The following is a 25,967-nucleotide window of genomic DNA, read 5'->3' on the forward strand; positions in this document are numbered from 1 at the left end:
TACAAATATGCAACGAAATAGTTTAAAAGTTGAGTTGGACAAATACCTCAAGTACAAGTATTGGTTTGCGCTTTCGGTAGTATTCGCCTTGGCCGTGGCCTATTTGAATGTGAGGTATGCCACACCAAAGTATCAGGCCAATGCTACCATCCAAATTGTGGAAGAGAAAAGTGCGCCTTCGGAACTCAGCTTATTTAGCGATCTGAACTTATTGCCAGGAGGCTCCAAAAAGGTAGAAGATGAAATCGAGGTACTGCGTTCCAGGACCAACGTGAGACAAGCGGTCCTGAATTTGGGACTGGATAAAAAAGTATCCCATGTGGGGCGTATCAAAAATTCGGAGGTCTATGGGGGTGTCCCGGTGAAAATGTCGTTGGACTCCGTGGTCAGGGATGTTACTTTTAGTTGTTATATTTCTCCATTGTCCCAAACCAATTTTATGTATTGGACAGACAAAAATGAGGAACAACAAAAGAAAACCTTCGGCGAAGAAATTGAAACAACCAGAGGGAAACTGACCATCCTTCCCGAAGAAAGTGATAAGTTGAAACCGTACATTGGTGAAACCTTGAAAATAGATCTTTTGCCCATGGACGATGCTACCTTGGCTTATCAAAAAGCATTAGTGACGGCTATCGCCGATGAATATTCTTCCATTATCAATTTGACTATCCAAGATCCCGTTCAGCAAAAGGCTATGGATTTTTTGAATGAGCTGGTCAACATATACAATACGAACGGTAAAAATGATAAAAAAGCCATTGCCGATCGGACCGCAGCCTTTATCGATGACCGAATCGCCGATATTTACAGCGACCTTTCGGAGGCGGATCAAAGTGCGGAGGACTTTAAAGCGGGCAGGGGACTTACGGATATTCAATCCCAGTCCAATATCAATCTCAATGTAAGTGCAGCGAATCAACAAGAACTGCAGGATGCACAAATTCAATTACAGATAGCGAATAGCGTAAGCGACGAACTGGAGAGTCAAGATGGTTATGGGATATTGCCTTCCAATATCGGTTTGGCCGATCCATCCATTACCAGTACCACGGCACGTTATAACCAGTTGGTACTGGAAAGGGAACGACTCTTAAAGAGCTCCAACGAGAAGAACCCTGTAATTGTAAACATAGACGAACAACTGGAAAACCTTAAAAAGAGCATGCAGTCCAGTTTGAACAGTATGTCGAACAATCTCAACCTTAGGGTAAATAACCTGAGTTCGCAACTAGCCACCATCAACTCTAAAATATACTCGGCGCCCCGCAACGAAAGGGCCCTGAGGGAAATTACCCGTAAGCAGCAAACTGTGGAGGGGTTATACCTTTATTTACTTCAAAAAAGGGAGGAGGCCCAAATCGCCTATGCGTCAGCTTCGCCCAATTCAAAAATTGTAGACTCCGCATTTCCGGCCAGTAAATTCCCGGTCGCTCCAAAGAAGAGTATCATCTATTTAGCTGCATTTTTGTTGGGACTATTGATTCCTGCTGGTTTGATTTATGGATGGGATCTTTTGGATGACAAGATCCATAGTGCACATTCCTTGGAAAAATTGGTTTCCAGTGCAGGTGTCCCAGTGATTGGGGAATTGCCAAAACTTAAAGGAAAATCCATTAAAACCGTTGGAAAAGAGGATCGTTCGGTGCTTTCGGAAGCTTTGCGAATCATTAGAACCAACATGGATTACCTCCTTAAAATGGAACCGGCCAAAGGTTCCCGAAAAAATATTATTTACGTGAGTTCAAGTTTGCCTACAGAGGGCAAGACCTTTTTCTCTACCAACCTATCCCTAATTCTGTCAAGTACCGGTAAAAAAGTATTGCTTTTGGGAGCTGATATACGAGATCCCAAGTTTTACCTCTTCTTCAATAACGGAGATGAAGATGCGAGAAGTCAAAAATCCAATTTTAAGAAGAGCGCTGGATTGACCGAATACCTTTTTGATGAGGGTACACGATTTAAGGATATTGTAAATACCAATGAAATCAATGGCAACAAGGTGGATGTAGTTCATTCGGGTAAAATACTCCCTAACCCGTCCGAACTGTTGATGAGCGATAGGTTTGGCGAACTTATGGACGAGGTTTCACAGGCCTACGACTATGTAATTGTAGATACGGCACCCATGATGCCAGTCACCGATACCTTGCTGATCAGCCAATATGCCAATTTGTTGATATATGTGACCAAGGCCGATAAAACCACCGTGGGCGATATTGAGTTCCCTCTAAAGCTTAGAAAGGAAGGAAAGATCAATCACCTTGCCTTTGTTGTCAATGGGGTAAAATCCTCAGAACTGGGATACGGTGGCAAGTATGGTTATGGTTACGGAGCCAGAAAGAAAAAATGGTGGAAATTTTAATCCAAAACAGAACCATATAACTTCAAATCAGCACTCCCTTTGAGGCAATACAATTTCAAATCTCAATCAATTGACCATGGAAAATAGGAAACATGCATATCTTATTATGGCCCATAACGAGCCGGAATTGCTGTGTAAGCTATTGCAATGTTTGGATGATGAACGCAACGATATTTATCTCCATTTGGATCAAAAGTTCGATGCCGTTTCCGAGGAAGAATTAAAAAATCAATGTCAATTTTCCGAGGTTTATTTTATTGAGCGAAAGCCGATTTACTGGTCTGGATACAGCCAAATTGATTGTGAATTAAGATTGCTCAAGGCAGCTGTTCCCAATGGATATGCGTACTACCATCTGTTGTCCGGGGTAGATTTGCCCATTAAAAGTCAGGACTACATTCACAACTTTTTCAAAGAACACGATGGTAAACAATTTTTGTCCGTAACTAAAGTTAAAGATTGGAAAAGAGCAAGCCGTTACAAGTATTACCACTTCATTGAAATCAACAAAAGGTTGCCTAGAAAATGGTCACGGTCGCTAAGATATCCTTTTGCCATGCTACAGACCTGCCTGTTTATTGATCGATTCAGGAACAGTGAGTTAAAAGAATTTTATTGGGGGCAGGCCTGGTTCAGTATTACGCATGATTTTGCCAAGTATATCGTGGGTAAGGAACCATTCATTGCAGCGAACTTCGACCATGGTTTCTTTAACGACGAAGTTTTTATGCAGACCTTGTTAATGAATTCCGAATTTAAAGATAGTTGGTCTTCCATGGGTTACATGCGATTGATTGATTGGGATAGGGGGAAACCGTACACATGGACATCCAACGAATTGGATGAATTGTTGGCCACCAAGGCACTTTTTAGCCGTAAATTCTCCATGCATACCGACGCAGAATTGGTGGATACCATCATAAGGAAGATTTCCAAGTAACAGGTCCATTTGAATTGCTCCAACCACCGGATTTCAAAATTTAAACTGAAGATCGTCTAGAAATACACACTGCCTTCTGATGGTGTATTCCAGTTAAATATTGTCCTTTTTACAAAGTTTACACCATAGGTTTTGTAAGTATAAACTAACATGTCTGTAGCTGTATCAGTATGTTTTAGATGCAAATTATGCTGTAAGTAAGCCTAAATTTCGTGCCCTTCATTTCCTATTTATTTTTTGTCCAGATAACGAAAAGGATAACCATGATGTTCACATGGTCGTTGAACGGGAAACTTTTTGGTTTAATCGAATAAAAATGCTTCAATTCCGCCATAGGGGAGTATTCTTTTATTTTTGGATGCTAGAAAAAACCTGGCCAACATTGCTATGATTTATTTCAATACCATGGAAAAAAATTACTTCTCAAATGCATTTAGGGTATCACTTATAGCCCTTGTTTTTTTACTATGCGCTTTCAACTCAAACGTAAATGCGCAGATCAATTTTGATCAAAGTCAATTGAATTTTAATGGAAATGTTTCGGCGGGAATCACCTCGTTGATGTACGGCCCAGACGGAAGACTTTATGTTGCCGAGTATCCAGGAACCATTAAAATCTACACCATTCAGCGAAATAGCTCCACCGACTACGAAGTTGTTGGAGTAGAGTCCTTGTCCGGGGTTAAGAATATCGTGAATCATGATGATGATGGCACACCATGTAGTGGATCTGGAAATGCCTGTTCCAGTAGAGAGACCACGGGGCTTACCGTTGCAGGTACGGCCTCAAACCCGGTAATTTATGTGGCATCCAGTGATTTCCGCATCGGAGCTGGATCGGGTGGGGGAAATGGTGATGTAGGTTTGGATACCAACTCTGGTGTTATCACAAGATTGAGCTGGAATGGAAGCTCTTGGGATGTAATTGACTTGGTAAGAGGCTTGCCTCGCTCCGAAGAAAACCATGCCACCAACGGTTTGGAAGTGACCACCATCAACGGAACGGAATATTTGATAGTCGCCCAAGGAGGACATACCAACGGCGGTGGACCTTCCACCAACTTTGTATACACCTGTGAATATGCATTATCAGGTGCCATATTGGCCATAAATTTGGACGCCATCAATAGCTTGCCAGAACAAACGGATGGAAATGGACGTAAGTATGTATACGATTTACCTACCTTGGACGATCCCACAAGGGCCAACGTCAATGGAATCGAAGATCCAGACGACCCAGGCTACAATGGGATAGATGTAAATGACCCTTGGGGCGGAAACGATGGTTTGAACCAAGCTATTGTAGATCCCACAGGGCCGGTTCAGATTTTATCGCCCGGCTACAGAAATGCGTATGACCTTGTGGTAACGCAAAGTGGTGCTTTGTACGTTACCGATAATGGCGCCAACCAAGGCTGGGGAGGTTTTCCCGTCAATGAGGGCACTGCTAATGTAACCAATGAATACGATCCGAACGAGCCAGGAAGCCAATCCCCAACTCCTGATGGCGAGTTTATCAATAACTTAGATCACCTCGAATTGGTGACTACGGATCTTCAATCGTATGTTTTCGGCAGTTTTTATGGTGGACACCCGAACCCGGTAAGGGCCAACCCTACTGGAGCGGGATTGTATACCGACCCTGATGGTGGTCTTACTCCTGTATACCGTACATTGACCTACGATCCAGATGCATCAACTCCTGGATCTACGAATAATCCTGCCCTTGCTTTACCAGCCAACTGGCCTCCAGTACAAACTGCAAATGCGGTGGAAGGTGATTGGAGAGGACCAGGGTTGCCAAATCCGGAAGGGGACGATGATCAACCTGTGGTAACTTGGGGAACCAATACCAACGGAATCGATGAATATACCGCCAGTAACTTTGGTGGTGCCATGCAAGGAGATTTGATAGCGGGCGTCAATACAGGAACGTTACGACGCGTGGAGCTCAATGCCAGCGGAACTTTGGAGAATTTTACGCCTAGTTTTGCCAGTGGGCTTGGAGGGGATGCTTTGGGAATTACCTGTAATGGGGATGGGGAAATATTTCCAGGAACCATTTGGGCAGGTACCTTAAATGGTCTTATCATTGTTCTCGAACCTGCTGATTTTATCGAGTGCGATAATCCAGCTGGAGATCCCTTGGCGGATTTTGATAACGATGGTTACACCAATCAGGATGAGCTGGACAATGGCACCGACCCCTGTAATGGAGGTTCGCAGCCTTCAGATTTTGACAAATCCGCAGGAGCACCATTTGTGTCCGACCTCAATGATCTTGATGATGATAATGATGGTATTTCGGATGCAAACGATCCATTTCAAATTGGTGACCCCACTGTTGGGGGTAGTGATGCATTCACGCTTCCGGTCAACAACGATCTTTTCAATACCCAACAAGGTCTTGGAGGTATTTTTGGCCTTGGTATGACGGGTCTTATGAACAACGGCGATCCTAATCCAAACTATTTAAATTGGTTGGATAGAAGGGATGACCCGAACGACCCCAACCCTAACGACGTATTGGGCGGTGCACCAGGTTTAATGACCTCCCACATGACCTCAGGTACTGCAAATGGAGCAGTCAATACACAAGAAAAGGGATATCAATATGGAGTGCAGGTAGACCAAAATACGGGTGTATTCACCGTAATCGGGAATCTGGTCAATTTGGAAGGCCCTTTACGTATTTACGGTAATACCGCAGCAGTAGGCGGTGAATTGGGACACTTTATCGGAGATGGTACCCAAAGCAACTTCATTAAGATGGTGCTTACCGAAAATGGTATCACTGCCCTTCAAGAAATCAACGATGTGCCCCAGACGCCTATCAATATCCCAATTACGGAGGTAAACCGCCCAAGTAATGAAGTGATTTTCTACTTTGTGGTTGACCCTTCCAATGGGGAAGTGACATTACAATATGAACTGGATGGCGGTGGCCGTTTGACGGTCGGAACCATTACCGCTCAAGGAAGTATTCTTGATGCCATTCAACAAACCAATCAAGATTTGGCCGTTGGTTTTATAGGTACCTCCAACACCCCAGGTGTGGAATTGGAAGGTACGTGGGACTTCTTGAATGTTTTGGGAGAACAACCAACGCTTTCACAAGAAATTCCGGATATTACCCAAGCAGTCGATGCTGCTGATGAAATCATTGATTTAGATCCCTTTTTCGACGATGATTTTGGCGACGGGAATCTAACCTATAGTGTTCAAGGGAATACGGACCCCAATATTGGAGCTGTTGTTAATGGTAATGAATTGACCTTATCATTCCCATCCACTGTTACGATATCGGATATTACCATAAGGGCTACCGATGTAGATGGATTTTTTGTGGAGGATACTTTTAACGTAACCGTGACGGATGCTCCTGTTGTTCTTTTTAGGGTCAATGCTGGAGGACCTGAGCTACCTGCCATTGATGGTGGAATGCCGTGGTCGGCAGACGAATTGGGTAACAGTTCACCTTATTTGACCATTGCCGGAACCAATCAGGTGTATGTGACCTCTTCCATGCCTGCAGATGGTGCAGTGGATCAATCCACCACGCCATTGGAAATCTATGCTACCGAACGATTTGATGCTGTTCCAGGACTTCCCAATCTCACCTATGAATTCCCTGTTCCAGAGCCCGGTAATTACGAGGTACGCCTTTATATGGGAAATAGTTTTCCAGAAACTTCGGAAGCAGGGGAGCGTATTTTTGATGTGGCCATAGAGGGTACTACTTTACCCTTATTGAACGATATTGACCTTTCTGGCACTTATGGTCATCAAATTGGAACGGTGATAACCCATACCCTAAAGGTGACCGATGGTACCTTGAGTATAAGTTTTTCACACGGTGCTGTGGAAAATCCACTGATCAATGCCATCGAAATTTTGGATGCCTTTGAAAACGATACCCCTATATATGTGAATCCCATTGCTGACCAGCTCGGAAATGCGGGAGAGCAGTTGACAGGAAGTTTGGGAGTATCCGCTTTTGGAGGTGATGGAAATCTACAATATTCAGCAACAGGATTGCCTCCAGGATTAGTCATAGAACCGACCAACGGACAAATAGGAGGTACTATAGATGCGAGTGCTCCATCAGGAAGCCCTTACAACGTAACGGTGACTGTGGATGACAGCGATGGTCTAACCAGTGATACGGTATCCATCAACTTTACATGGGTTATTACGGAAACCTTTGCAATTCGAATCAATGCAGGAGGTAATCAAGTAAGCCCTACCGATATTGGACCCAAATGGGAGGATAACTCCGTGAATGGCTCTCAAACAGGAGGTAATTTTACCGTAAACACCGGAACAATTACCAATTTTGCTGGAACCATTTATGATAATAGGGACAGCTCTATCCCAGCCTACATGGACAACGCCACCTTCGCAGAAATTTTTCAGGAAGATCGTTACGATCCGGCTGCTGCTCCTGAAATGGAGTACACTATGGATGTGGAAAATGGGAACTATGTGGTTAACATATACACCGCCAATGCTTTTGACGAAGCCAATCAAGTTGGAGACCGTATCTTTGATATCCTTATTGAAGGTGTAGTGGTGGAAAGCAATTTCGATGTTATCGACCGCTTTGGCCATGAAGTGGCTGGTATGCTCTCTTATCCAGTTGAGGTTACTGATGGCGAATTGAATATCTTGTTCAATCATGGGCCTATAGAAAACCCTTCCTTGAATGCGATTGAGGTGTTTAAGGTGGATACCAACAATCCTACCTTCACCTTGGCAGCTATTACCGATAGAACAAATGAAATTACGAATAATGTGACCATCAACGCTTCCGCTACCGGAGGTGATCCAGGTGAAAATGCTACCTATTACATAGCAGGACAACCCGATGGGGTAACCATAAATCCATCAACGGGTGAGATTTCGGGTACCATCTCTGTGGCCGCAGCCAGTGGAGGACCCAATAACGATGGTGTTCATACCGTGGTCGTAACTGCCATGAAGCCATTATCGGCACCTTCAAGTCAAGTATTTACTTGGACTATCGATTCGCAATATTTGTGGAACGACAAAAACGAAAATCTCAATTATACCGCAAGACACGAAAATTCCTTTGTACAGGCAGGCGATAAATTTTATCTAATGGGAGGCCGCGAAAATGCGAGAACCATAGATATTTATGACTACACCTCTAATACCTGGACTTCGTTGATAGATTCTGCACCTTTTGAACTCAACCATTTCCAGGCCACGGAATACAACGGTCTTATTTGGGTTATTGGAGCCTTTAAAACCAATAATTTCCCCAATGAGGTTCCAGCGGAATTTATTTGGATATTTGATCCGGCAAGCCAAGAATGGATGCAAGGCCCCGAGATTCCTGAAAGCAGAAGACGGGGATCTGCCGGCTTGGTGGTCTATAATGATAAGTTTTACATCGTGGGAGGAAACACCGCGGGACATACCAGTGGATTTATCCCTTGGTTTGATGAGTATGACCCGGCTACAGGCACTTGGACACCATTGGCGGATGCACCCATTGCACGGGATCACTTTGCTGCCGTGGTCATAGGAAACAAACTATATGTGGCTGCTGGTAGACAATCTGGAGGGGAAACCGCTTGGAGACCTACTATCTCTCAGGTGGATGTATATGATTTTACCGCTGGAACATGGAGTACCTTACCCAGTGGACAAGATATTCCAACTACCCGTGGAGGCGCTTCTGCCGTCAATTTCAATAATAAATTGGTAGTTATCGGGGGAGAGGTACAAAATGAAGAAGTATATGGGGTGTTAACTGATGATGCCTTAAAAGTAACAGAGGAATTTGACCCTGTTTCATCTTCATGGAAGCGACTGCCCGATATGAACTATGAACGACATGGAACGCAAGCCATTGTATCTGGAAATGGAGTGCATATCTTGGCCGGAGCACCCAGTAGGGGCGGTGGTAACCAGAAAAACATGGAGTTTTTAGGGGAGGACAATCCCGTAGGGACCCCTTCCGTTGCCAGCACACTTTCGGTACCTGCTACCGTGGTGGTGAATGATGGGGAAACAGTAAATGTGGATATTGCTGCAATCGACGGTAATGTGGGGCTATTTGTAAAGTCCATGGCCATCTCAGGGGCGAACGCTGCAGATTTCAGTATTGCATCGGGTGAATTGAACAATGCCTTGATAGGTGTTAACGATACCCATACCTTGAGTATTTCCTTGGCTGGAACCGGTGCGGATCGGACCGCCATATTGACCATTGATTACGGCAATTCGAATACGGCAAGCATTGCATTGACCAATAATCCCAATGCTACCTTTGGCGTGACCAACCCAGGGGACCAATTTAATTATGAGAACGATGTGGTTTCCTTACAAATTGAGGCGACCAGTCCCAACGTTACTACCTACAGTGCAACAGGATTGCCACCAGATTTGACCATCGATGAAAATACAGGGGTAATCTCAGGAACCATTGATGATGGGTTTGTAAGCGATGGCGGAACAGCCTTCAACGAAGAAAACGGATTGGTCATTGTAGAGGCTGAATCTGGGGATACCACGGGCTGGGACATTACCACCTTGGACGGGGAAACGGGTATTATTGCTAACAACAATAGTTTTGGCAGTCAAAATGGATCTACTATCCCATACCAAATCAATATTACCCAAGCCGGTGTATATCGCTTTAACTGGAGAAGTTTTTATTCGGGAGGAAGCTCAACGGATGAAAATGACAACTGGCTGCGTTTCCCAAATAATGATGATGTATGGTTTTTTGGAGCAAAAAATTTAGGAGGAAACTTTACCGATGAGCAAGCTATTATTAACAATTTACAGGGAGCTCAGACCGGTATTGTCTTTCCTGGGGGAACTTCAAGGCAGACCCTTGCTACTACCCCAGAAGGACAGAGTAGCAATGGTTACTTAAAAATATACCGTAGTGGAGGTTCGTCAGAGGTGTATGACTGGCAGGCACTTACTAGCGATAACGACGCTCATGGCGTGTATGTCTGGTTTGTAAATCCGGGAACCTATACCATGGAAATATCCGAGCGTTCCGCAGGGCATGCTATCGATAGGTTTGCTCTTTACAAGGTTGGCGAATATGGTTACAATTATAATCCAGACAACTTGACAAACACACCGGAATCTCCCCAAGGAGGAGGAACCCAAGGGGACGGAGCGGCGGTGAACAGCCCATACAGCGTATCCGTTACCGTTACCGATAATGGAGACCCTGCAGGCAATGAAACAATTGACTTTTTATGGTACGTGAGTGCCGGAGATTTGATAGCCGCCCCGCAGGCCGATGTTACAAACGGAGTAGTGCCGTTAACGGTCAACTTCACAGGTAGCAACTCCTTGGATGATGTAGGGGTAACCAGTTACCTATGGGACTTTAAGGATGGACCCGGTTCCACTTCTACAGATGCAGACCCCACCTACATATTCAATAGTATAGGTACTTACGAAGTAGACCTTACCGTTGGTGATATTGATGGAAATTCGGATACAAAGAGCATAACCATTGAAGTTACCGGTACAGGTGTACCCCCTGTTGCCCTGGCAACAGCTAATGTGACCGAGGGAGAAGCTCCTTTGGAAGTCATATTTACAGGCAGTACGTCTTCTGACGATTTGAGCATCGATAACTATGCCTGGGACTTTGGAGATGGTAACCTTTCTACGGAGGCAGATCCTACCCATGTGTACACCACACCAGGAATCTATACCGCGATCTTGACGGTAACCGACATCGAAGGACTGACGGATACTGCTGAAATCACCATAACGGTAAATCAACCTAATGATCCACCAGTGGCTGAGGCCATAGCTTCGCAAGAGTCTGGCGTGGCACCATTGCAGGTTGATTTTACGGGAAGTGGTTCTACGGATGATGTAGGTATCATTAGCTACGAATGGGATTTTGCCGATGGCGGCACGTCCACCGAACAAAATCCATCATACACCTTTAACGCAACAGGTGTGTACGAGGTGGTGTTAACTGTGACCGATGGCGGCGGATTGAACGCTACCGATACGGTCACCATAACGGTAACCAATCAAAATCCGATTGCTGTTATCGCCGCGACACCAGATTCTGGGGAGGCACCTTTGGAGGTTTCGTTCACTGGAAGTGGTTCAACGGATAATATCGGAGTGGCATCCTATGCGTGGGACTTCGGGGACGGAAACACTTCCACCGATGCCGATCCTGCCCACATCTACACAGAACCTGGTAATTATACCGCCGAACTTACGGTAACCGATACGGAGGGCGCAACAGCAACGGCTTCTGTACTTATCCAAGTTACCCAAGAGGGAGGTAACCAGGCACCAGTGGCAGTGGCTGCGGCGAATCCTACGGAGGGTGTGGCCCCACTTGCGGTTATCTTTAACAGTGGCGGTTCCACGGACGATTTGGGTATCGATTCCTATTTCTGGGACTTTAGTGATGGTAGGACATCAACTAACCAGAATCCTAATCTCTCTTTTAACACACCAGGGGAGTATATCGTGAGCCTAACGGTGACCGATGCAGGAGGATTGTCTGATACCGACACCGTAACGATTATTGTATCTGAACCTAATAGTAATCAGGCACCTAACGCGGTGGCTTCGGCTACCCCATTGAGTGGAAATGTACCTTTGGAGGTCACCTTCACCGGAAGTGCCTCTACGGACGATGATGCAGTGGTAAGCTATGCTTGGAACTTTGATGACGGAGCTACTTCCACCGAGGCAGACCCTGTACACACCTATACCAATGTGGGTACCTATTCGGCTGAATTGACCGTAACGGATGCTGAGGGACTTACAAGTACTGATACTGTAACCATTACAGTTACCGAAGTGGGAAATACGAATCAAGCACCTGTCGCGGTAATATCTGCAACTCCTGAAACTGGAGAAGCACCTTTGGAGGTAACGTTCACAGGAAGTAATTCCACCGACGATGATGCAGTGGTAAGCTATGCGTGGGATTTTGGGGATGGAACATCTTCAATACAAGCTGACCCAATACATACCTATGCAAACATTGGTTCATACACCGCTGAATTGACGGTAACGGATGCTGAGGGACTTACAAGTACTGATTCCGTAACCATTACAGTAACTGAAGTAGGAAATACGAATCAAGCGCCTGTCGCGGTAGTATCTGCAACTCCTGAAACTGGAGAAGCACCTTTGGAGGTAACGTTCACAGGAAGTAATTCCACCGACGATGATGCAGTGGTAAGCTATGCGTGGGATTTTGGGGATGAAACATCTTCAACAGAAGCTGATCCAACCCATACCTATACGGCTCCTGGTACCTATACAGCCGAACTTACCGTTACCGATGGGGAAGGATTGACGAATACGGCTTCCATTGACATTGAGGTTACGGAACCAAACGAACCCAACACCAACGAGCCAGGCTCTGCCAAAGCAAGTATTGCTCCGAACCCTGTGCCGATAAAAGATGATTTTGCCAGTGTGCAAATAAGCGAGTTACCTGATGGAGTAGTGGTGACCAAAATTCATCTACATGATTCAACAGGTAGGCTTGTGGGAACTTATGATTCAGCTCAATTGTACGATGCCGAATTTGAGACCTACAGAATACCTATTTTCACTTTACGCAGTGGATTGTATTACACCACTATTGAATTGAGTAGTGGAGACCCTATAGGTATCAAGTTCTTGGTTTCCAACTAAAAAGTAGTTTGTTAAAATTTAAAAGGCCTCCAAATTGGGGGCCTTTTTTATGGCCATCAAAAAAAGTGCAGTATAGTTTGCTTTAAAAGGGAACAATCTTTGGCGGAAAGGCCTTTGCAGACGTTTTTTACCATTATTCAGAGACAATATGGAGCAGTTTATACATAGAGTCCACAAATAATCTCCCCAGGCTCATTAATTGCCCTGAAGTCCTTTTAAAAAGGCTGATTTAAACCCGGAATGGCCTTGAGCGAGATTTTTCTAGGTGAGCGTTTATGAAACTTAAATACCCCTAGAAAACAAAATCGTGGAAAGCGTTTTGAATATGATTCGTAGGTCCAGTACAATGGATTTGTTCTTGATATAATAGAGATCGTATTCCAGTTTTCTAATGGAGTCCTCCAAATTCTCCCCATACTTGTATTTTACCTGAGCCCAACCGGATATGCCGGGCTTCACCAAGTGCCTCACATTATAAAAAGGCGTAACCTCATTGAGCTTATCCACAAATACCTTTCTTTCAGGACGTGGCCCTATAAAGGACATATCTCCACGAATAATGGACCATACCTGAGGGAGCTCATCCACCCTGAACTTACGGAGTACTTTTCCAAACTTGGTCACCCTAGCATCGTTTTTGGTGGCCATTTTGGCACCTTTCTTCTCCGCATCCACTACCATCGACCTAAATTTGAACACTTTATATTCCTTACCGTGTTTACCTACCCTCAATTGGGTATAAAAGAGAGGGCCAGGATTCAAAAATATATTTAGAAGAAAAACAAACGGGATCGACAGCAAAAAGGCAAGGCCAGAAACAAATGTCAAAAAGAAATTAAAGGTGAAATTGGCGATTCCTTGGATGTAGTGGATTTTATTATTGCTTAACTGCAAGACTTCATAAAGACTGTCGTTGTGGGAATCAATGGGCAATGCTTCGTAGGTACTTTCATAAAAAGAGGTATAGGTAAGTACCTCTTTACCCGACAAAAGCGAGTTTACGAGCATATTTTCCATTTGTTTGGAAAAATGGTTATAACTCCTTGTGTTGATGATCAATGAATCAATATTGTTCTCCAATAATTTGTTTTCACTTATGGGATCGCTATTATCTGAATTGAGATAAGTAGACACCACTTTATAGTAGGTTTCATTGCCCTCCTCACCATTAATGTTGTTCACATTTTTCTGCAATGAATCCTCAGTGGAGGCATCATAAATATAAAGGACCCGCTTTACCGTGGGCACAAATTTGAATATATAATTAAAGAGCAAGCGCCACAGGGAAAGCTGGATAGGGCAGAAAATCATGAAAACCAACAGGTACAATTGCCAATAGGCGAAAGCAAAGAAAAAAGTGGTGACGAATACGATGGAAACCGTGAACAAAAAGGTGATGGTAAAAATCCGAATAATGGAGTAGGTTACGGATTTGGGCACCTTTTCCAAATTATAGGTCTCAAAAATATAGGCCAACAAAAAATAGATGACCACACCAATTCCAACAATAGCGATTTGATAGAACAAAGGGTCTTCGTTCTGGTAATCGACGGCCCTTAATACAAAGTTTCTAAGTGACAGACCGATAAGGGTAAGGTCACCCAAAAACAGGATGGATTTTCTTTCAAGAGTATTCAGTAGAGGTTTTGTACTCATATGTTACGGGCCAAATAGGGCTCAGAATTAGTTTTTTTGCGCAAGCGCCAAAGGTAAAAATCTAATAAACAAACGTTCAATTTTATGGATTAATATACAAACACCCGATTTTTTTGACGTTTGACGAAAAGTAGAATAGGTAGGCTTCTTCTGGGGTTTTTAATTCTATTTTTGGGTAAACCTAACATTCATTTTGTTATGACCAAGAACAATCTTCGCATCAATAAAATGTTCCCCGTACGGTTAGTTTTTATAATCGATATACTGTTGACCAGTGTATCTTTTGTACTTTCCTACTTTCTGTGCTCCCTTATCCTTCCGGATATTTGGAAACATGGAATGTTGATTCAATTGCCCATTATTGTTGCGCTTACCTCTTTAATTTTCCTGTTTATCGGTATTTATAAAGGTTATGTAAAGTATGATACCGTACGTGAGGTGTATAGCATTTTTAACGCTATTTGTTTGGCCAATATTCTGACCATTATCTTAGTGGTTGTCAATGGAAAACTTTTTATGGAAAAGGATTTGATGGTGCCCCTGTCCATCATTATTGTCCATAGTATTTTGAGTTTTAGCGCGTTGGCCATATCCCGATATACCTACAAATACATTACCTTAAAAGTATCAAAGCATATTAAGAACTCTTCCGTTTTGGTATACAACAATACCATGGAAGTTAAAAAATTAAAGTCGATGATTTCCCTTCTTGAAGAACGTAATGGGGAGAACAATCAGTTTTTGGTGCTCAACAGCGATCATTTTGTGAAACGCTTTAGTGACAAGTATATTTCCAAAGTGGACTCGTGGTACATTCATGAAGATTTATTGAGAACGGATGATGACCAATATATGGAGTTCATTGATCGCATCTTGAATCAAAACGAGACAGTGTATTTAGTCAATTTGGTAAAAACCTCCGAATCATCGGAATATGAGCTAACCTTGATCAATGTAAACGAAAATGGTATTTTGGTCGAAAAGGAAAGGAAGCTCAAGGAAAGGAAGAAAGTGTTTACAGAGCAAAAGGCGAGCGTAAACGAAAACTTGACTATACCCATTGGTAACAATCCCAATTTTCTAAACCAACAATCTGTTTAAAGATTTTCTATTATGTGTTGGGTTAACAGCGTTACTTATTTATAAGATCATTAACCTCTCCGAGAAGTAATTTAAAGACAAAACTCACGCTGTTTCCTCAGTTTAACACGAATACCTTTACAAACCCTAAACCATTGATTGATAGGCTTGTGCTTCGGCATGAAGTTCATCGATCTTTATGGTATTTGGTCTAATTGCCTTCTTCCGATCGTGTAGGCTCACGCCCGTGATATATCTTCGTAGTGTTCCCCGAATAATAGTTCATAAGGATATGAAACATCAAAATATTTGGGGGGTATTTCTCTCCGCTTTACGCAATACACTTCTTTAACCAAACCAACACTAAAATGAAAGAACACTACTCCACAGTGCATAGGTTCGTGGGATTCCTTTGCCTTTTATTCCTATTGATTTACGGACCTTCCCTGTCAGCACAGGTGAGTTTTTCACAAACTTTGCTCGATTATAATGGTAATCAGAACTTAAGCGGTGGCGTGACCGGCATGATGTTCGGACCCGATAACCGACTCTATGTGACTTCACTCCATGGGAAAGTGAACATTTTTACCATCGAACGAAACGGAACCAACGATTATCAAGTAACCGATGTGGAAGTATTGGATGATATTCAAGGCATCGTGAACCATGATGATGACGGTACGGCCTGTAGCGGAAGTTTTTTTCAGTGCAATAACCGGGAAACCATTGGAATAGTGGTTACAGGATCGGCCCAAAACCCTGTTTTTTATGTGTCTTCCAGTGATGTACGAATCGGTGCCGGTTCGGGAGGAGGAAATGGTGATGTGGATTTGGATACCAATTCGGGGGTCATTACAAGGTTTAGTTGGACTGGTAGTGCATGGGATGTAGTGGACATTGTTCGAGGCTTGCCTAGATCAGAGGAGAATCACGCCACAAATGGATTGGATTTGGTTACTATTGGAGGTAAACCCTATTTATTGGTCGCACAGGGCGGACATACCAATGGTGGAGGACCTTCAGTTAACTTTGTATTTTCCACCGAATACGCACTTGCTGCCGCTGTTTTGGCTATAGATCTTGATGCTATCAATGGTTTACCTGTTCAATTGGACAACGGACGGAAGTATATCTATGATTTACCAACACTTGATGACCCCACACGTCCGAATGCCAATGGCATTACCGACCCAGATGCTCCGGGATACGACGGTATAGACGTTAACGACCCTTGGGGGGGTAATGATGGCTTGAATCAGGCCAAAGTGGTGCCAAATGGACCTGTTAAAATACTTTCGCCAGGATACCGGAATGCTTATGATTTGGTTGTGACCAAATCGGGTGCCCTATATGTAACCGACAATGGCGCCAATGGGGGATGGGGCGGTTTTCCTGTAAATGAAGGTACTGCCAACGTTAATAATGACTACGACCCAAACGAGCCTGGAAGTCAATCCTATTCTGGCGGTGAACATATCAACAATAAAGATCATCTGCAATTGGTCACCACGGACTTGTCTTCCTATGTATTTGGCCAATATTATGGAGGGCATCCCAATCCTGTAAGGGCAAATCCTTCGGGAGCAGGTTTGTACACTGCCCCGGGAGATGGAAATGCGGGTGCTGTTTTTAGGACCCAGATTTATGACCCAAGTTCACCCGGCAGTGGATATACGAGTAACCCCGCTATTGCCCTTCCCGCAGATTGGCCTCCAGTTCCTTTGGAATTGGCCAATGTAGTTGAAGGCGACTGGCGCGGACCCGATGAGGACAATCCCGATGGACCCTTGGATGGCGAAATAGCCGTGTGGGGTACAAATACCAATGGAATTGCAGAATACCGAGCATCTAACTTTAACGGGGCCATGCAAGGGGATTTATTGGCAACCGCCAGCAATGGAAATATAAGAAGAGTACAGCTGACCGCTAACGGCCAATTGGAAAGTCTAAACCAAAGTTTTTTGTCTGGGACCAAAGGATATATCTTGGGAATTGCCACAACCGATGACGATGAAATTTTCCCAGGAACCATTTGGACTGGGGATTTGAGCGGTAATATACAGGTTTTTGAACCTTTGGACTTTGTGGAATGTATTTTGCCAGGTAGTCCAGGGTATCAACCCACTGCTGATAATGATTTTGATGGCTATTCCAATCAAGATGAAATTGACAATGGTACCGATATCTGTAATGGGGGGTCCCAACCCTCGGATTTTGATAGTCTGCAAGGCGGGACATTGGTTTCCGATTTGAACGACCCCGATGACGACTTCGACGGTATTCCCGATGTGGAGGACCCTTTTCAACTGGGTGACCCCAGCACAAACGGAAGCGATGCCTTTAGCTTGCCCGTAGCCAACGACTTTTTTAATTATCAACAAGGGTTGGGCGGCTATCTTGGCTTGGGACTCACAGGTTTTATGAACAACGGAATGGGAGACGGAAACTGGCTGAATTTTACAGATAGGCGGGATGATCCCAACGACCCCAACCCCAACGATGTTATGGGCGGAGCACCAGGCATTGTTACGATGCACATGACATCCGGGACGGCATTGGGAACTGCGAACACACAGGAAAAAGGACTACAGTATGGTGCCCAAGTAGATGCTTCCACAGGAGTTTTCCGAGTTACCGGAGGCATGGTAGGATTCACTGGAGCCTCGCGCTTATATGGAAACACAGCAGCGACCAACGGAGAACTAGGCTTTTTCATTGGAGATGGAACACAATCCAATTATATCAAATTTGTAGTCAATACCAATGGGTTTGTTGTCCTCCAAGAGGTAAATGACATTCCTGGCACACCGATTTCAGTCACCATAGCAGAATCTGATCGCCCTGAAAGCGGAATTCTATTTCATTTTGTGGTAGACCCAGCCAGCGGAACTGTAAATTTTGAGTATCAGATAGATGGCGCAAGTCCTGTTGCAATAGGTGAATTGACCGCAGAGGGCACGATACTGGAAGCCATTCAAAACCAAGGAACCGATTTAGCGCTAGGGCTCATAGGAACATCAAATACCGAAGGGGTGGAACTGGAGGGCAGCTGGGACTTTCTGAATATCAGTGGAAGCTCACCTATCGTGGCACAAGAAATATCAGATCTGGAAAAAATTGTTGGATCTTCCGATGAAATCATTGATTTGAACACTGTTTTTGATGACAATCAGGGAGTTGAAAACCTTGATTATGCTTTAATGAACAACACAAACCCTGAGATTGGAGCGAGCATAGTAGGGAATACACTAACTGTTTCATTCCCATCCACTGCGGCACAAAGCACGATTACCGTCAGGGCCACAGATAATGGGTCGCTGTTTGTGGAAACATCATTTAACGTTACCGTTATAGAAGAAGGTATTGTGTTGTATAGGGTGAATTCAGGTGGACCTACCATAGCCTCTATTGACGGCGGTATCGCATGGGGTGCGGACCAGACCTCGAATAACTCTCCCTATTTGTCAGAACCAGGATCAAACAGCTCCTATGTGGGCGGCATTACCAATCTGCATCCTACTGTCGATGCCAATGTTGCCCCTTTGGGCATATTCAATACAGAACGGTTTGACACAACCGGTGGAGTTCCTAATATGACCTATTCCTTTCCAGTTCCCAGCAATGGCAATTATGAAATAAGACTCTATATGGGCAACGGCTATTCAGGAACATCCCAGCCAGGAGATCGTATTTTTGATGTGCTCATAGAAGGAATTGACTTACCACTCTTAAAAGATATTGATCTGTCTGCTGCATATGGCCATGCGACGGGGGCCGTAGTAAGTCGTATCGTAAAAATAAACGATGGAGCCATTGATATCGAATTTTTGCATGGAGCCATAGAGAACCCCCTAGTTAACGGAATTGAAATTTTGGATGTAGCGGATAGCGACACTCCTATCTACGTATTTGATATACCAGACCAAATGAGCGGTCTTGGGGAGCAGCTCAACGGAAGTTTGATTGTAGATGCCAATGGAGGCGATGGTAACCTTACCTATTCAGCTGAGGGATTGCCGCCTGGACTTTTTATTGAACCTACCAACGGACAAATTGGAGGCACAGTGGAGGCAATCGCGGCGCAAGGCAGTCCCTATACCGTAACGATAACCATCGATGACAATGATAGTAGCTCCCAGGATGCAATGGTCATTAGTTTTCAATGGAGTATTGAAGGAGAATACCTTTGGACGGATAAAAATGAGGATTTGAACTATACAGCGCGACATGAAAACTCCTTCGTACAGGCAGGAGACAAATTTTATCTCATGGGAGGTCGTGAAAATTCTCAGACCATTGATATTTATGATTATACAACAAATACTTGGACATCGCTGGCCAACTCAGCTCCAATGGAATTCAACCATTTCCAAGCTACCGAATATAAAGGTCTTATTTGGGTAATTGGGTCTTTTCAGACAAATGTATTTCCCAACGAGGTTCCTGCTGAATTTATATGGATGTTCGACCCCGCCAGCCAAGAATGGATTCAAGGGCCCGAAATACCTGAAAACCGACGTAGAGGTTCCGCCGGATTAGCAGTCTACCAAGATAAATTTTATATCGTTGGAGGAAATACGGATGGACACGATGGGGGATATGTGCCCTGGTTCGATGTATACGACCCATCCAATGGAACATGGACAACATTGACCGATGCACCTAGGGCAAGGGATCATTTTTCAGCTGTGGTCATTGGTGATAAGTTATATGCTGCAGGAGGGAGACTATCCGGAGGCGCTGGCGGGGTTTGGGCGCCAACCATAGCCGAGGTGGATGTATACGATTTTATAAATGAAACTTGGAGCACCTTACCTAGTGAACAAAATATTCCAACCCCCCGGGGCGGAGCCGCCACGGTCAATTTTAATGACAAATTGGTTGTTATAGGAGGCGAGGTTGAAGATGAGGTGGTTTATGGTGTATTGACCGACGATGCCTTGAAGATTACCGAAGAATATGACCCAGTTTTATCTTCATGGACCCGACTGCCTGACTTAAACCATGAAAGACATGGAACCCAAGCTATAGTATCTGGTCCTGGGGTACATATCTTGGCAGGATCACCAAGTAGGGGTGGTGGGAACCAAAAAAACATGGAGTTTTTGGGAGTGGATTCCCCTGTAGGAACTCCAAGTCAGTCTAGTGTGATACAGGTTCCGGAAAGTGTAGTTTTCGAGAGTGACCAAATCGTACCAATTGACCTATCGGTAATAGATGGAAACGTAGGGGTATTTGTTCGATCTATGGAAATCACTGGGGCCAACGCTTCGGACTTCAATATTGATTCCGGGGACTTAACCAATGTTTTTCTTGGTCCAAATCAAACCCACACAATTACCGTTTCATTAAATGAAAATAGTCAGGTAAAAACAGCAAATTTGATTATTGAGTATGGCAATTCGAATACGGCAAGTATTGCGCTTAGTAATAATCCGGGTTCGGTGTTTTCCGTGACTAACCCGGGTGATCAAAATAATAATGAGGGAGATATAGTTTCCTTACAAATTCAAGCGACCAGTACCAACACCCTGAGTTATAGTGCCACTGGATTACCACCCAACTTGACCATTAACGAAAATACAGGAGTTATTTCGGGTACTATTGACGGTGGTATGGTAAGTGATGGAGGAACAGCATTCAACGAAGAAAACGGATTGGTAATCGTGGAGGCCGAATCTGGCAGCACCGCTGGATGGGATTTGACCACCTTGGACGGGGAAATAGGTATTATCGCCAATAATAACAGTTTTAGTGGTCAGAACGGGTCTACCATACCTTATGAAATCAACATTGAACAAGCAGGGGTGTATCGATTCAATTGGAGAAGTTTTTATTCGGGAGGTAGCTCAACGGACGAAAACGACAACTGGTTGAGATTTCCGAACAACGACGATGTCTGGTTTTTTGGTTTTGACGAATCGGCGGGCAACCCTGGCAACGAGGCTGCCATAATTGCTAACCTCCAAGGTTCCCAGACGGATATCGTCTTTCCAAGGGGAACATCAAGGATTACAACAGCGACGACTCCAGAAGGGTCAAGCAGTAACGGTTACTTCAAAATATACCGTAGTGGTGGTTCTTCGGAAGTTTACGATTGGCAAGCAAGGACCAGCGACAATGATCCCCATGGAATTTATATATGGTTTGTAAATTCTGGCACCTACACCATGGAAATCTCCGAACGCTCCTCTGGGCATGCTATAGATCGTTTTGCTTTGTACAAGGTTGACCAATATGGCTTTAATTACAACCCCGACAATCTCACAGACCTTCCCGAATCACAACAGGGAGGTAGTATGGGAGGTTCAGGGGCAGCGGACAATAGTCCATATAACGTATCCGTTACCGTAACCGATAACGGAAATCCTGGAGGTACCGAAACTGTTGACTTCATATGGTACGTTGGTCAAGTTGGAAGTAGCGGGGTTCCTACCGCAAATGCTTCTGCCGATATAACATCTGGCGATGCTCCATTGGAGGTACAATTCACGGGCAGCAATTCGTTGGATGATGTTGGGGTAAGCAGTTATCAGTGGGATTTTGGTGACGGCAGTTCGGTCTCGAACGAGGCCGACCCTGTCCATACCTATGCCAATGTTGGCACGTACAATGCGGTTCTGACGGTTACCGATGCCGATGGGCAGACCGATACGGATACGGTCACCATAAACGTGACGGGGCCCATCAGTGAGGGCGTGGTAAGCTTTACCCTTGTGGATGCATCCACGGACATGGACCTCTTGACCCTTTCCGATGGCCAGCAGCTGGACCTTGGCCCTACGGGCGGTCAGTCGCTCAACGTTCGTGCCAACACTTTGGGAGGACCGGGCAGTGTACTTTTGGAATTGACGGGCCCAGTGACCGTTTCCCGTCGTGAAGGAGTGACACCTTACGCATTGTTCGGGGACTCATCGGGCAACTATAATGAGGAAAACCTTCCCTTGGGAGACTATACGCTGACGGCCACGGCCTATAACGGGGGTACTTCGAGCAGCGGGGTCATGGGGCAGTCCTTGACGATCAATTTCTCGGTGGTGACCGGCGCGGGTGGAGCTCCCACCGCAGTTGCAACGGCCGATGTGGAATCGGGGGAAGCTCCCTTGACAGTGAATTTCACGGGCAGCAATTCCATTGACGATACCGGGATAAGCAGTTATCAATGGGACTTTGGTGACGGTAGTGCGGTCTCGACCGAGGTGGACCCTGCCCACACCTATACCAACGCTGGTAATTACAGTGCCGTCCTCACCGTTACCGATGGTGACGGGCAACAGGATACCGACACGGTCACCATCACGGTCACCATTCCGTTAAGCGATCCTCCTTCGGCATTGGCCCAAGCGGACCAATTGGAAGGCGATGCCCCATTGGAGGTACAATTCACGGGCAGCAATTCATTGGACGATGTTGGGATAAGCAGTTACCAATGGGATTTTGGTGACGGCAGTTCGGTCTCGACCGATGCCGACCCTGTCCATACCTATGCCAATGTTGGCACGTACAATGCGGTTCTGACGGTTACCGATGCCGATGGCCAGACCGATACGGATACGGTCACCATAAACGTGACGGGGCCCATCAGTGAGGGCGTGGTAAGCTTTACCCTTGTGGATGCATCCACGGACATGGACCTCTTGACCCTTTCCGATGGCCAGCAGCTGGATCTTGGTCCCACGGGCGGGCAGTCGCTCAACGTTCGTGCCAACACTTTGGGAGGACCGGGCAGTGTACTTTTGGAATTGACGGGCCCAGTGACCGTTTCCCGTCGTGAAGGCGTAGCACCTTACGCACTGTTCGGGGACTCATCGGGCAACTATAGTGAACAAGATCTTCCCTTGGGTAATTATACCTTAACGGCCACAGCCTATAACGGGGGTACTTCGAGCAGCGGGGTCATGGGGCAGTCCTTGACGATCAATTTCTCGGTGGTGACCGGCGCGGGTGGAGCTCCCACCGCAGTTGCAACGGCCGATGTGGAATCGGGCGAAGCACCCTTGACAGTGAACTTCACGGGCAGCAATTCATTGGACGATGTAGGGATAAGCAGTTATCAGTGGGATTTTGGTGACGGCAGTGCGGTCTCGAGTGAAGCGGACCCTGCCCACACCTATACCAACGCAGGTAGTTACAGTGCAGTGCTCACCGTTACCGATGGTGACGGGCAACAGGATACCGATACGGTCACCATCACGGTCACCATTCCGTTAAGCGCCCCCCCTTCGGCATTGGCCCAAGCGGACCAATTGGAAGGCGATGCCCCATTGGAGGTACAGTTCACGGGCAGCAATTCGTTGGACGATGTGGGGATAAGCAGTTACCAATGGAACTTCGGTGACGGCAGTGCCATCTCCAACGAGGCCGACCCTATGCACAACTATGCCGATGTGGGCATCTACAGTGCGGTTCTGACGGTTACCGATGCCGATGGGCAGACCGATACGGATACGGTCACCATAAACGTGACGGGGCCCATCAGTGAGGGCGTGGTAAGCTTCACCTTGGTCGATGCGTCCACGGACACGGACCTCTTGATCCTTTCCAATGGCCAGCAGCTGGACCTCGGCCCCATGGGCGGGCAGTCGCTCAATGTCCGTGCGAACACTTTGGGAGGACCGGGCAGTGTATTACTTCAATTGGCGGGCCCGCTTACTGTTTCCCGCCGTGAAGGCGTAGCACCGTATGCGCTTTTCGGAGATATATCGGGCAACTATAATGAGGAAAACCTTCCCTTGGGGGACTATACGCTGACGGCCACGGCCTATAACGGTGGTACGGCAAGTAGCGGGGTCTTGGGGCAGCCATTGACGATTAGCTTTTCTGTTGTTGCAGGTTTGGGTGCCAAAGGGGCTTCCTTGGATACGGTTGATTCGCAACGGGAAGTGGAAACTCAATCCAATAGTAATGGAAACACTGTTCCTTTTGACATTATTCTATTCCCGAATCCAGGTACAACAAATATCATATTGACGGCCATTAATGAGGATGCTGAGCTGCGAGATTTGATGTTTTTCAATTCATCAGGACAGTTGGTACGTAGATTCTTACCATCAAATTTTATGGAAGGAAGGAGTAGATATAGCTTTCCTATCCATAGTTTACAATCGGGAGTATATCATCTGAAAATGATGACTATAGATGGCAGGATATACTTCAAACAGTTAATTGTCAGAAAATAGTTCTGTATCGAATAGTGTAATAGTCAAATAATAAAAATTATAATAGCGCCTTTGCAAAAGGGCGCTATTTTTCTTTAAAGTTAATTAAAGGTATTGATGGTACATTGCTATTTACCAATTCGGAATTTGAATTCAATAAAAGGTCCGAATGGTACCATCGATTATTGGAAGTAACTGTTGAATTGCCTTCTTGGACACTTTTACCTCTTTTAACAAGGTAAGCTGCCTTATATTGTGAATATCACTTCCAACAAAATCGATAAGGCCATCATCCAGTAACTTTTTGGCCGTTTTTTGTACTCCACCACCGTACGCTTCCGAGCTTAATGAAAGTAAATTGAGTTGGAACAAAACACCATCAGCCTTTAAGGAAGGATATTTTCCGTACTTACCATGAAAGTACATGTACCGCTCTGGATGAGCCAAGATGGGAAATATCCCTTTCTTTTTTACTTTTTCAACGGCAATATCAAAATTAAAGGAAGGTTGTAAGTAAGACATTTCTACGAGCAAATGGTCCTTTCCTAAGGGCATAACCTCTTCTTCCTCCAAGATATGCTCAAAATTATCGTCAATCATATGCTCAGCGGCATATGATAAATTAATATCCAATATGGAACGCGAACTTAATTCTTTACTTAGCGTGTCATAAGACGCTTTTATAGTCTTAGGGGTGTTGTCGTAAACATTGTGCATAATGTGGGGAGTGCACACAAACGAAGCAATCCCGATTTCAGAGAAGCCTTTGATTAAGGATATGGAATCCTCCACCGTTTTTGCACCATCGTCAATTCCGGGCAAAATGTGGTTGTGGATATCTACCAACCCATGTAAGTGATCCACAAGGAATTCCTTTTTCTGAAAAATATGGAACATGTATAAAATTTGGACTTCAAAGATAAGGGATATGCAGACTTGAACAACCCTATCCATACCAAATTGGGACACTAAGATAGCCTAAACCAAAAAACCAACCTTTGGAGGTCGGTTTGATGGATTCACTACTTCTATATGTTTTAACTAAACTCAGGACTAAGATAAGGTTTCGTTGTTCACACTGCGA

General features: G+C 45.0%; 7 protein-coding genes. 5 read left to right on the plus strand and 2 right to left on the minus strand.

All coding sequences use genetic code 11. From position 1 onward, the window contains the following. Positions 1-7: 7 nt before the first annotated feature. The 3 genes from GGE08_RS10240 (at position 8) to GGE08_RS10250 (ending at position 12,989) form a co-directional block, all read left to right on the plus strand. Positions 8-2,365 (plus strand): GumC family protein, encoded by a 2,358-nt coding sequence (locus tag GGE08_RS10240; protein WP_218847527.1) that lies wholly within the window; start codon positions 8-10, stop codon positions 2,363-2,365. Between the two features lie 76 nt (positions 2,366-2,441). Continuing rightward, the gene (locus GGE08_RS10245; RefSeq protein ID WP_179384797.1) at positions 2,442-3,305 is read left to right on the plus strand and encodes a beta-1,6-N-acetylglucosaminyltransferase; all 864 of its coding nucleotides are present in this window, start codon (positions 2,442-2,444) and stop codon (positions 3,303-3,305) included. Positions 3,306-3,692: 387 nt separating this feature from the next. After that, positions 3,693-12,989 carry a PKD domain-containing protein gene (locus tag GGE08_RS10250; RefSeq protein ID WP_179384798.1) on the plus strand — a complete coding sequence of 3,099 codons (9,297 nt, stop codon included), beginning with the start codon at positions 3,693-3,695 and terminating at the stop codon, positions 12,987-12,989. Positions 12,990-13,271: 282 nt separating this feature from the next. On the opposite strand, the gene GGE08_RS10255 is transcribed toward GGE08_RS10250, so the two are convergent. Next, complete coding sequence (locus GGE08_RS10255) at positions 13,272-14,645, minus strand: exopolysaccharide biosynthesis polyprenyl glycosylphosphotransferase (protein ID WP_179384799.1); 1,374 nt, start codon at positions 14,643-14,645, stop codon at positions 13,272-13,274. A gap of 198 nt (positions 14,646-14,843) precedes the next feature. Here GGE08_RS10255 and GGE08_RS10260 point away from each other — a divergent pair, with 198 nt between their 5' ends. After that, positions 14,844-15,746: a hypothetical protein gene (locus GGE08_RS10260; protein WP_179384800.1), complete on the plus strand. Its 903-nt coding sequence runs from the start codon at positions 14,844-14,846 to the stop codon at positions 15,744-15,746. Positions 15,747-16,093: 347 nt separating this feature from the next. After that, positions 16,094-24,904 carry a PKD domain-containing protein gene (locus tag GGE08_RS16110; RefSeq protein WP_257024000.1) on the plus strand — a complete coding sequence of 2,937 codons (8,811 nt, stop codon included), beginning with the start codon at positions 16,094-16,096 and terminating at the stop codon, positions 24,902-24,904. Positions 24,905-25,036: 132 nt separating this feature from the next. On the opposite strand, the gene GGE08_RS10280 is transcribed toward GGE08_RS16110, so the two are convergent. Continuing rightward, positions 25,037-25,780: a tyrosine-protein phosphatase gene (locus GGE08_RS10280; protein ID WP_179384801.1), complete on the minus strand. Its 744-nt coding sequence runs from the start codon at positions 25,778-25,780 to the stop codon at positions 25,037-25,039. Positions 25,781-25,967: the final 187 nt, after the last annotated feature.

Source organism: Allomuricauda sp. ARW1Y1 (genome assembly GCF_013407935.1).
GTDB lineage: Bacteria > Bacteroidota > Bacteroidia > Flavobacteriales > Flavobacteriaceae > Flagellimonas.

Bases quoted from the DNA above. Each gene is read 5' to 3' on its own strand.
- GGE08_RS10240 (WP_218847527.1), top strand. From the start codon at position 8: ATGCAACGAAATAGTTTAAAAGTTGAGTTGGACAAATACCTCAAGTAC.
- GGE08_RS10245 (WP_179384797.1), top strand. From the start codon at position 2,442: ATGGAAAATAGGAAACATGCATATCTTATTATGGCCCATAACGAGCCG.
- GGE08_RS10250 (WP_179384798.1), top strand. From the start codon at position 3,693: ATGATTTATTTCAATACCATGGAAAAAAATTACTTCTCAAATGCATTT.
- GGE08_RS10255 (WP_179384799.1), bottom strand. From the start codon at position 14,645: ATGAGTACAAAACCTCTACTGAATACTCTTGAAAGAAAATCCATCCTG.
- GGE08_RS10260 (WP_179384800.1), top strand. From the start codon at position 14,844: ATGACCAAGAACAATCTTCGCATCAATAAAATGTTCCCCGTACGGTTA.
- GGE08_RS16110 (WP_257024000.1), top strand. From the start codon at position 16,094: ATGAAAGAACACTACTCCACAGTGCATAGGTTCGTGGGATTCCTTTGC.
- GGE08_RS10280 (WP_179384801.1), bottom strand. From the start codon at position 25,780: ATGTTCCATATTTTTCAGAAAAAGGAATTCCTTGTGGATCACTTACAT.